Raw genomic sequence first — 7,275 nt, 5'->3', positions numbered from 1 at the left:
CATATTCCATAATTGACTTTCGGAAAAATTCGTTTAAAATTAGAATCAGAAAAATTCCGCCAAAAGTTAGCGCAACGTGAATCAAATTCAGACGTTTAGAGAGGTTTCCGTTCACTTTTTTCACAATCCAATATATCAGTCCAATTGTTCCGAAAAGAATTGAAATCAGCGTTGCGAAATGATAATTACTCATTACGTAATATGTGTCGTGAATATTTATATCAATTCCTCCATTTGCATTAAATCCGAGTATAAAAGTGATTACTGCAAATAAAAGAAAAACAATGTGTGGTCTTTTAGTTAATAGGTTCATTCAACTTGTGGCTAACGGTTGGTGTATGATTAGTGGCGTGTTTAAGCACCTAATTTAGCAAATAAAAACCGACTAGAAAATCCGTGAGGATTTTCGTAAGTAGGCCACAACTAGCCATTAATTATACACGGTGTTACCTGCTGGCTTTATTCTTTTATTTCAATTGTATCGCTTTTATTTTTATTAGATAATTCTATTTTCGTCCAGTTGCTTCTTGCTGGTGTTTCAGTTGGATACCAGTTTCGGTTAGTTTTTACGATTATCAAAAGTCCGTTGTCATCTCCAATTGCAGTAAATATTTCACTATTTTGGTTCTTTTCAAATAAGTTTAGCCCATAATTTTGTATTAGTTGATTTCCAAATTCTAATGGGTTGTCCGTTACAATTCCGATTTCACTAATATTTAAGATCTGTTTACTACTAAAAGTTTCTGTTTCAAAGTTATTAAGGTCTTTCCTTGCAATGAATTCCAATAGATTGTCATTGTTGTCATAAAAATATATTGCATTCGCATTCCAATTTTCAAATTCGGCTATTAAAACAGCATCTTCTTTTTTGATTAATTCAATTCGATTTTTACACCATTTAATCACTTCGTTTAATTTGTTTTCGGGTATATTAAAAGCCAAATGATAAATAGGTTTTTCGTTCTTTAAGCTTTCTACAAATTTAAGTGTTGATAATCCGATTTTTATACTAATTGATTTAGAGTCACATTCCGTAACTGGAAGGTTTAATACATTTTCATAAAAATCCTTTGTGGCTTTTAAGTTTTCAGTTAAAATTTCAATATTGTTTAAATTCATTTTCGATTGTTTTGTTTTTTTAGCTTGCAGGTAACGGTCTCGTATAACCGTCAGTTACGGATTTAAAGTTAATGATTTTCGGTTAAGAACTGGCGTTAGTAATTCCGAGTGGATTCGGACGAAGTCGAATCCGCCGTAATTGCGGTTATACATTGTTGTAAAACGTTTTTATTCCGCTTTTAAATTCCATTTTCAGTTTATTTATTTTTCTTTTATTCGTAAACCAATGAAAAGGAGAAGGAGTTGAGTGAAGTCCAAAAGAAACACAATTCACGAGAATGTCTGTTTTGTCATAAATTATAGTCAACTGTTTTCCCCAATCTAAACCTCCAGAATTTTCCCAAGGTATGTTCAAAGTTGATATTTGTTGATTATTAGTAGAGATATTCCAACCATTTTTTTCTGCTATTTCTTTTATAATAACCGAATTTTGTTCTCTCGACAATCCTTTTATTCGTTCTAATTTATATAGGTTTTTTAATGAATAAATTACAAAAATTCCAATTGAAATAGTAATTAACGATAAAGTAAGAGTTAAAGCAATTGGTTCGCTGTTTTCTAAGTCAGATTTGAGTTCCATAGTCGACATAAATATGAATATTCCTGTAATCGTTAGTGGAATCAAATAATCCAATAATTTGTTAATTAACCATTGTCTTATTACCAGCTTTTCAGTTTTTTTTGATTTCGATATGTCAATTGAAATTTTGGTCATTCAGTTTCTCTCAAATGTTTTACAACGTGATTGTATAAGATTAGTTGCGTCGTTTAAGCAACTAATTTAGCAAATACAAACCGAATAGAAAATCCGCGAGGATTTTCGTAAGTAGGCTTGCACTAGCAATTAATTTTATACGTTGTTGGCAAATCGTTTTTTAATTAATAAAGTCCGTTAATATTTTTTCAAGATTCATTTTAAATTCAGTAGCATTTTTGAAAAGTCCAATATCTTTAAACTTTTTATCATTTTCAGGATTTCCAGTTTTTAAAACTGGACCAATTTCTTTCATTCCTAATCCAAAACTATAAATGTAGATAAAACCTGATTTTTCAGGATGCTCTATAAGAATATTTCTTACGTTCCTTATACCTTCGCATTCGAATTTTTTTCCTAATCCTCCAGAATAACGAATAATATTCCTCAAGCGAAACGCTTTATAATAAAACATTTCTGAATATAATTTAGCTTTAAATGCAAATTTATCTGATTTTTTGTGATTGGTTCTGGGTATTTCATGTTGTATCTCTGATATATATTCTATATAATCTAAATTGTTTTCAAGACAATGATTTCTATAAGCATCAAATTGTTTATTTAGAATTTCATTTTGTTCAGCAAAATAATTATTAGAGATTGTTATTTTTTTGAATAAATAATCCAATTGTTCTAAAATTTCTAATCCATCTATTGTATACCCTAACTGAAATCCTTTAGTTGGATTTTGAGCGTTTATCTTTTTATATTGTTCATATAAATTGTAAGTACTCTCAAAAAAGTATAACTTTTTTTCTCTCGTGCGCATAGCTCAAAATGTTTGCCAACGTTTTTGTGTAAGGATAGTTGCGTATTTAAGCAACTAATTTAGCAAACATTCACGAACCAGAGGAAAATCCGCTAGGATTTTCCGAGTTGGCTGGAACCAAGCAATTATTTTTACACGGTGTTGGCAAACGTATTTTTTGTTTTCAGTAGACTATTTCTGTAATTATTAATCGCTTTATGAAGTAATCATTTAAATCTACATTATAAGCTAACATTCTTTTAGCTACTATAAAGGAAGATATAATTCCAGCAGCCTCTCTGATGTCAAGGTAATCGGTTAGAAAAGTAGATTTATTACTTATCGAATCTAAAGCTCTTTTGTAGCTTCCAACACGGTTTATATCAACCCATTTTTTTCTTGAATTAATAATAGAATCCTCTTTTTTTGGCTCTTTATTATGGTAAGATGCTTCTGAATAGCTATAACCAAAAGTACCATTAGGCTTTAAATATTTAAACTTAAATTTAATCATGGGAATAGTACTGTTTTCAGAAGAAAGTGCATTAGAACTTCTTTCAATCCAAACAGAATCAACTACACTGTAAATTTCTAACTTTAGATTGCTTTTTTCGAAATACGCTTTGCTGTTTTTCGAGATTTTTTCCCAGTAGTTAGTTTCTCCTTTTGATAATTCAGTCAAGAATTGTTTGTACGCCTTTTTAGTGTCTAAATTCGGATATTGTCTTTTGAGAAAGTCAGATTCAAAGTCGTTCACAAGATAAGTTAGCGTTTCGCTATTTTCTTTTCCCAAAACCTTTTCAAATCCCGCTATTTCTTTTTTACTTGAACAATTAAAAGTCAGAAGGAAAATTATGATTAGATTGATGAATTTCATTATTCGGTTATATGTTTGCCAACGGTCTTGTATATGGAAAGTAGCGCTGAAAAAAAGCGATAACTTTTCGGATGAAACACAAGCCGAATTTTTAAATTTTACTATTTATCTTTTTTATTGGAAATCGTCAAATTTAAAAATTTGGCGACTTTTCAAAAATGCCCGAACCTTTGTATTAGCAATAACTCGCGCTATTTTTTATATACGTTGTTAGCCACCGTTATTTTTTCAGTACGAGTTTATAATATAATTCCACAATCAAACCATAATTGTCATTAGTTGGCTCAAACTTATGTAAGTTTCCAATGACCAAACTGTCCTTATCTACATTTATCAAATCTATATAATCTGAAGGATAAATTCCAGAATTTAAAATAATTTCGTTTCCAGTTTCTGAAACTTTCCAATTACCGTTTGCAACTGAATTTTCTAATTCATAAATATTATAAGTTAAATCGTCAGAAAATTTGAATGACAACCTTTTGTTTTTAAGAGACTTCATTTTCACATAAGTAGAATCCCAATTTCGAGAACCTTCTGAAATTGTATCTAAATCAATAATTTTATCAGTTTTCCAAACGTAATTTTGGATTTGTTCGTAAATTTTATCTTTTTGCTCTGTAGATATATATTGCTTTTTCCTTATATCAGTTTTGACGCTCGGAAACTCAAGTGATTCTAATTCAATTACGGAATCATTAACATAACTCTTTATTCTATAAAATTCCTCGTCCATTTGATGGAAAGTCTTAACGAATAATTGATTTCCATTAATTCCAATGGCTTTCCACTTATCTATTGTACTTATAAATTGATTATCTTGAAGGTCTTTTTGAATACACAGTTTAGAATCTGGCTCATCAAAAAATAATGAATCCGTTAAAAAAAGTTCTCGTTGATAATCATTATAAGTCAAAACCCAATTTTTATGTTTCCAAATTTGCTTTTTTTCAGGTAGTGAGTTTTCTTTTCCCAATTTGACGAATTTTACTCTTGCGTTTTCATTAACATCTAAAACTAAACTATCTTGATATTGAGCAAAAGAAACTGCCCAAAGCGTGTCATTTACAAAAAATTTATTTCCTGAAATCCGTAATTCAGTCTCTCCGTTTCTTTGGTCAAATACATTTCCATAAATCAATTTGTCATCTGCGAAATGTAATGTCATTCCGTCGTAAATACTATTTCCTGTTTCGGGTGGAATTGGATATGATTTTACTGCTAACCAATATGTATCGGACAGATTGTTTTTCTTGCACGAAACAAGAATAAATCCGATGATTAATAATGGTAGCAGGATTTTTTTCATAATGGTGGCTAACGGTCTCGGCTATGAGTAGTTGCGTGGGTTAGCACTTAACTTTGCAAGTACACACCAAACTGAAAATCCGCGAGGATTTTCAGAAGTAGGCGAGAGCAAGCAATTACTTATAGCCATTGTTGTGGTGCGTAATTTTTTGGTTATAATTCTTTGCCATTATTTCCAATTCCCTCTTCAATTTCATCTGCTGCTTTCTCAATAATGTCTTTCGTACTATCTTTTAATGTATCAACTATTGTTTTGTCTTTTTTCTTATCTCTGTCAAAAAAGTTTAATATTGGATTGTCAGATTTTTGATAGTTTAAAATTAACTTTCCAGGGTTTTCACTTGTTACATTTAAGAAACTATTTAAAAGTTTTATTCTCAACTCTTCTGACATACCTGCGTCATCAATGTTTTCTATTTGCTTTGAAAGACCTTCTATGGTCATACTTAACACTTGTTTATGTGAGTATTCTTCTATTAGTCTTTTTGATAAGTTGACTTTTTTATTAGCAGAAATAGTTGTCCAAATTAAAGGAATGTAAAGTGGAAGAAAAGCTAACATTATTTTCGGTGCTCTTTCTATTGTGTCAGTTAAAGTAGCTCCAGATAGAAGGTAAAAAATACTTATCCCAATTGGTAATAAAGCTGATAGAGATATGTATAAAATTCCATTGTTGAAACTCGTTTTATATTCTTTATACAATTCTTCTTCCTCACTTTTTTTAGTTACAAAGGCAGAACTCAAACCAGCTGTTAAAGCATTTGGAAGTAATGATTCTATTTGCTTATTGATTTTATCATATTCGTTTTTTGAATTTGATTTCAGGATTTCTAAATCATCTTGGTTGTTTTTAATGAAGTCGTCATATTGACTTTTACTCGCTTTTTTAAGTTTTTCAAGACTTTCTTCTAAATTTTCAGAAGTTTCAGTCAGATGATTATATGATGTTTCAAGTTCTTTTTTTAACCCTTCGACAGTAATTATTTCCCCATCCTCATCCTCATCCTCATAGCCCAGTATTTCTCTATGAAGTTCATCTATCTCGGTTTTTTTCGTTAAAATTCCTTTATAGGTTGTATTTGCTTTACTAGAGTTTTCCTCAATTTTCGCAATTAACTCATCTAATTGGTTAATTTCTTGTTCTATTTCTGGGTGTTCGTCTAGGACTTCACTAATTCTAGTTACGAGGTTAGATAAACTTGTGCTGTTTTCTAACAATTCATTACTGACTTCAATTGACTTTGAATGTTTAGACTTTATATCGCTTAACTTCTCGTCAATTTCAGTTTCTATAATAGCTAATTTGGATTGTATTTCAATAGCTTGATTAAGTCTTTCTTCAGTCTTATTCCTGTATTCAGCTGCTTTTTTTGACGCTTGTTTAGCTTCTCTTTCTATATCTGACGGTTTTTCAGCAACTTGTTTTTCAAGTTCCAAAAGTCTTTCCCAGAGTTTTTTTCTTTCTTCCTCTAGGTACTCTATTTTCTTTGAATTTTTTCCGTCAAACATTTTTTTCGGTTTTTTTGGTTATGCACCACAACGGTTTCGTATAACCGTCAGTTACGGGTTAAAGTACGTAAATTTTTCGGTTTAGCACAGACGTTAGCAATTCCGAGTGGATTCGGACGTAGTCGAATCCGCCGTAATTGCGGTTATACATTGTTGTGCTTTCGTTATTTTAGTCATATTCCTCGATTAATTTATAGAGGTTTTCTAATTCAGTTTTAAGTCTTTGGTAGTTTTCAATCTGTACATTAGAGTTATAGAATATATTGTCTACTAAACTCTCAAACTTTAAAATATTCAGCACATTTAAATTATTGTGGTTGCTAAATTTTGAAGGTCCGATTAGTTCTCCATGAGCAGTGTGTTCATAGTCCATCTGTCTGAAGCTGATATTCTCATATATAAACGGATAAAAATATTCATTAAGGTCTTCGTTCATGTATTTTTCTCCACTTCTAACCTCTTCGACTAAAGATGGCAAACCGTATAAAAGTGTCTTTAAGGAATCGGATTTAATGAGTGCGACTTTTCCAGTATTCAGTCCTTCATTTAAGGTTCCGTTTTTAAACTCCATGTTGCCATTTGCCATTGATATATTAATTAGGCTGTCCAATGTCTTGGAAGAAAGTTTAGTTATATCTTCTCCAAACATTTTTAAAATAGCCAATGAACTACTCCTCTGGTTTTCTTTTTTTTCAATTTCTTCTTGTGTAAAACCTATATTACTTTTTACTTCTGCTTTTAGTCGTGCAACAAACTCATTAGATTCTTTTAAATTGCTTTTGCTTATGTTCCAGTTATTAATCTGTAATGCAATCAATATTCCAATAACGACAAGAATAATTTCTCCAATCGCATACTTTAAATACTTTCCAGTTTTACCTTCAGAGAGTAAGTTTTGTCTGATTTTTCTAAAAAATTTTATCATTGGTTATTGGTTGGTCATAATGAAGCACAACGGTT

Annotated in this window: 8 protein-coding genes; all 8 read right to left on the bottom strand. The window is 30.6% G+C overall.

Annotation, left to right across the window (positions count from 1 at the left end; translation table 11 throughout):
- Nucleotides 1-313: cbb3-type cytochrome c oxidase subunit I (locus BM239_RS15085; protein WP_177209058.1), on the bottom strand; the 313-nt coding region annotated here is incomplete at its 3' end.
- A 146-nt stretch (nt 314-459) separates the two neighbouring features.
- Nucleotides 460-1,119 carry a VOC family protein gene (locus BM239_RS15080; protein ID WP_092210150.1) on the bottom strand — a complete coding sequence of 220 codons (660 nt, stop codon included), beginning with the start codon at nt 1,117-1,119 and terminating at the stop codon, nt 460-462.
- A 145-nt stretch (nt 1,120-1,264) separates the two neighbouring features.
- Nucleotides 1,265-1,834 (bottom strand): hypothetical protein, encoded by a 570-nt coding sequence (locus BM239_RS15075; protein ID WP_092210148.1) that lies wholly within the window; start codon nt 1,832-1,834, stop codon nt 1,265-1,267.
- Between the two features lie 160 nt (nt 1,835-1,994).
- On the bottom strand, nt 1,995-2,642 hold the full coding sequence (locus tag BM239_RS15070; RefSeq protein WP_092210147.1) for a hypothetical protein: 648 nt from the start codon (nt 2,640-2,642) through the stop codon (nt 1,995-1,997).
- 163 nt (nt 2,643-2,805) lie between these two features.
- The gene (locus tag BM239_RS15065) at nt 2,806-3,498 is read right to left on the bottom strand and encodes a hypothetical protein (protein ID WP_092210145.1); all 693 of its coding nucleotides are present in this window, start codon (nt 3,496-3,498) and stop codon (nt 2,806-2,808) included.
- A 220-nt stretch (nt 3,499-3,718) separates the two neighbouring features.
- Nucleotides 3,719-4,807: a hypothetical protein gene (locus BM239_RS15055; RefSeq protein WP_092210141.1), complete on the bottom strand. Its 1,089-nt coding sequence runs from the start codon at nt 4,805-4,807 to the stop codon at nt 3,719-3,721.
- A gap of 152 nt (nt 4,808-4,959) precedes the next feature.
- On the bottom strand, nt 4,960-6,315 hold the full coding sequence (locus tag BM239_RS15045) for a coiled-coil domain-containing protein (RefSeq protein ID WP_092210137.1): 1,356 nt from the start codon (nt 6,313-6,315) through the stop codon (nt 4,960-4,962).
- 169 nt (nt 6,316-6,484) lie between these two features.
- Nucleotides 6,485-7,240: a DUF6090 family protein gene (locus BM239_RS15040; RefSeq protein WP_092210135.1), complete on the bottom strand. Its 756-nt coding sequence runs from the start codon at nt 7,238-7,240 to the stop codon at nt 6,485-6,487.
- Between the last annotated feature and the right edge of the window lie 35 nt (nt 7,241-7,275).

Source organism: Algorimicrobium echini (genome assembly GCF_900115185.1).
Lineage (GTDB): Bacteria > Bacteroidota > Bacteroidia > Flavobacteriales > Flavobacteriaceae > Algorimicrobium > Algorimicrobium echini.
Note: the sequence above shows the minus strand (reverse complement) of the source record. Positions and strands in the feature narration are given on the sequence as shown.